Raw genomic sequence first — 2,840 nt, 5'->3', positions numbered from 1 at the left:
CGATGCAGCACGGGATCCTGCCGGAGACCTTGCACGTGGATGAGCCGTCACCGCACGTGGACTGGTCGATGGGTGCGGTCGAGCTGCTGACGGAGACGCGGGAATGGCCCGAGACGGATCGCCCACGCCGCGCGGCCGTCTCGTCCTTCGGCATCAGCGGGACCAACGCCCACGTCATCCTCGAACAGGTGAAGACGGACGAGGCTGCTGAGAACATCAGCCGCGAAGACCCCCCGCACAGCGACGCCCCGACCCTGTGGGTGCTCTCCGCCCCGAAGGAGGAGGCCATTGCGGACCAGGCACGTCGGCTGTATGAGCTCGTCGACGCCGAGGGTGGTCCGCACCCCCAGGACGTTGGCCATGCGCTGATGGTGTCCCGCGCCCGGTTCGACCACCGCGCCGTCGTGGTCGGAGCCGGCCGTGAGGAGCTGTTGGCCGGTCTGAAGTCGCTGGAGGGTGGTGAGTCGTCGGCTTCGGTGGTTCGGGGAGTGGCGGGGAGGCGTGGCAAGTCTGCGTTCTTGTTCGCTGGTCAGGGGAGTCAGCGGGTGGGGATGGGGCGTGGGTTGTATGCGTCGTTCCCGGTGTTCGCGGAGGCGTTCGACGCGGTGGGTGAGGCGTTCGAAGGACTGCTGGAACTCCCGTTGGCCGAGGCCCTGGGGGAGGGGGTCGTGGACGAGACCGCCTTCACGCAGCCGGGGTTGTTCGCGCTGGAGGTGGCGCTGTTCCGGTTGTGGGAGTCGTGGGGTGTGGTGCCCGACTTTGTGGCGGGGCATTCGGTGGGTGAGCTTGCGGCGGCGCATGTGGCGGGTGTGTTGTCGTTGGGGGATGCGGCGCGGTTGGTGGCGGCGCGTGGGCGGTTGATGCAGGCGTTGCCGGCGGGTGGTGCGATGGTCGCGGTCCGGGCGGGTGAGTCGGTGGTGGCGCCGTTGTTGGAGGGGCGTGCGGGGGTTGCGCTGGCCGCGGTGAACGGCCCGTCCTCCACGGTCGTGTCGGGTGACGAGGCCGCGGTCCTGGAGGTCGCGGGCCTGTTGGAGGAGGCGGGGTACCGGACGCGTCGCCTTACGGTGAGTCATGCGTTCCATTCGCCGTTGATGGACGGGATGCTGGACGATTTCCGTGCGGTCGCGGGTGGGTTGGAGTTCTCGCGGCCCCGTATTCCTGTGGTGTCGACGTTGACGGGTGGGGTGGCTTCGTTCGAGGAGCTGTCCTCGGTGGACTACTGGGCGGCCCATGCCCGTAACGCGGTCCTCTTCCATCACGCGGTACGCACCCTTGAGGGTGAGGGGGTGGGGACGTTCGTCGAGCTGGGTCCGGACGCCACGCTCACCGCCCTCGCCCAGGAGGGAACCGAAGGCGAGGACGCGGTCTTCGTCCCGTCCCTGCGCAAGGACCGTCCCGAGGCGCATGCGGTGGTCTCGGCGCTGGGCGGGCTGCACGTCCATACCGGTCTCGAGCCCGACTGGGACGCGGTCTTCGGCCCCGTGGCCGATCGTCGTACCGTCGACCTGCCCACCTACGCCTTCCAACGCCGCCGCTACTGGCTCGACACCCCCGCGAGCCCCGGAGACCTCGGCACCGTCGGGCTCTCCGCTGCCGAGCATCCGCTGCTCGGAGCCGCGGTCGAACTCGCGGGAGGAGCGGGCCACCTCTTCACCGGACGGTTCTCGCGGGGCAGTCAGCCCTGGCTGGCCGACCATGCCGTGGTCGGCGCCGTGCTGCTCCCGGGCACGGCCTTCCTTGACCTCGCGCTGCTTGCCGGGCGCGAGATTGGACTCCCCTCGGTAGAAGAACTGACCCTGGAGGCACCGCTGTTGCTCCCGGAGCGGGGCGAGGTGACCTTCCAGGTAGCGGTGGACGCAGAGGACGAGTCGGGCCGCCGCGAACTGCGTCTCCATTCGCGGGTCGACGGTGACGACGAGTGGACCCGGCATGCTGCCGGCCGGCTCGGGCCGGAGAGGCCGGCCGACGCGGCCTCGGTCGCAACCGGTACGGCGTGGCCGCCCACCGGAGCCGTCCCGATCGCGACCGACGACGCCTACGTAAGGCTTGCGGACCACGGGTACGAGTACGGCCCGGCGTTCCAGGGCCTGCGGTCGGCCTGGCGGCTCGGCGACCGGACCTATGCGGAGCTGCGCCTCGACGACGAGACAGACGGCGCCGATCGGTACGTGCTGCACCCGGCACTGCTCGATTCGGCCCTGCATCTGCTGCTCCTCGACGACATCGAACGGGCGGGCGGGTCACCGACGACCATCTCCCTCCCCTTCGCCTGGCAGGGCGTTGATGTGCACCGTCCTGGTCCACGGGATCTGCGGGCCTGCCTCACCAGGACCGGGGAGGACACTACGGCGCTGGATCTGACGGACAGCTCCGGCGAGCCGGTCGCGTCGATCTCGGCACTGGTCGTACGAGCGGCTGATCCTGATCGGCTGGTGCGCCGCAGCGGGCGCCACGAAGCGCTCTTCCAGCTGGAGTGGACGCCCTACGAGGTGTCGTCGTCATCCGTCGACGAGACCGCCACGTCGCACGTCCCGGCGGATGACCTTACGCTGCTGCGGATCCCGGCATCGGCCGACTCGTCCGTACCGGACGCAGCCCGCTCGGCACTCGAACATGCCCTGTGCGTCGTTCAGGAATACCTCGAGGCCGACCAGGCCGAGTCCCGCCCGCGTCTCGCCGTCATCACCGAGGGAGCCGTCGCCGTCCGGTCGGACGGCGAGGACCTCACGGATCTCGGACATTCCCCGGTGTGGGGTTTGTTGCGTGCTGTGCAGTCGGAGTATCCGGGTCGGTTTGTGTTGGTCGATGTGGATGGGAGTGAGGGGTCGGCGGGGGCGGTT

At 69.8% G+C, this 2,840-nt stretch carries 1 protein-coding gene; it reads left to right on the top strand.

Annotated features, from left to right (window positions below):
* The coding region (locus tag ACWC97_RS33925; protein ID WP_450653663.1) for an acyltransferase domain-containing protein at positions 1 to 2,840 on the top strand (2,840 nt) is incomplete at both ends.

The organism is Streptomyces sp. NPDC001108 (assembly GCF_053598535.1).
This window is presented reverse-complemented; position numbering and strand designations above follow the sequence as displayed.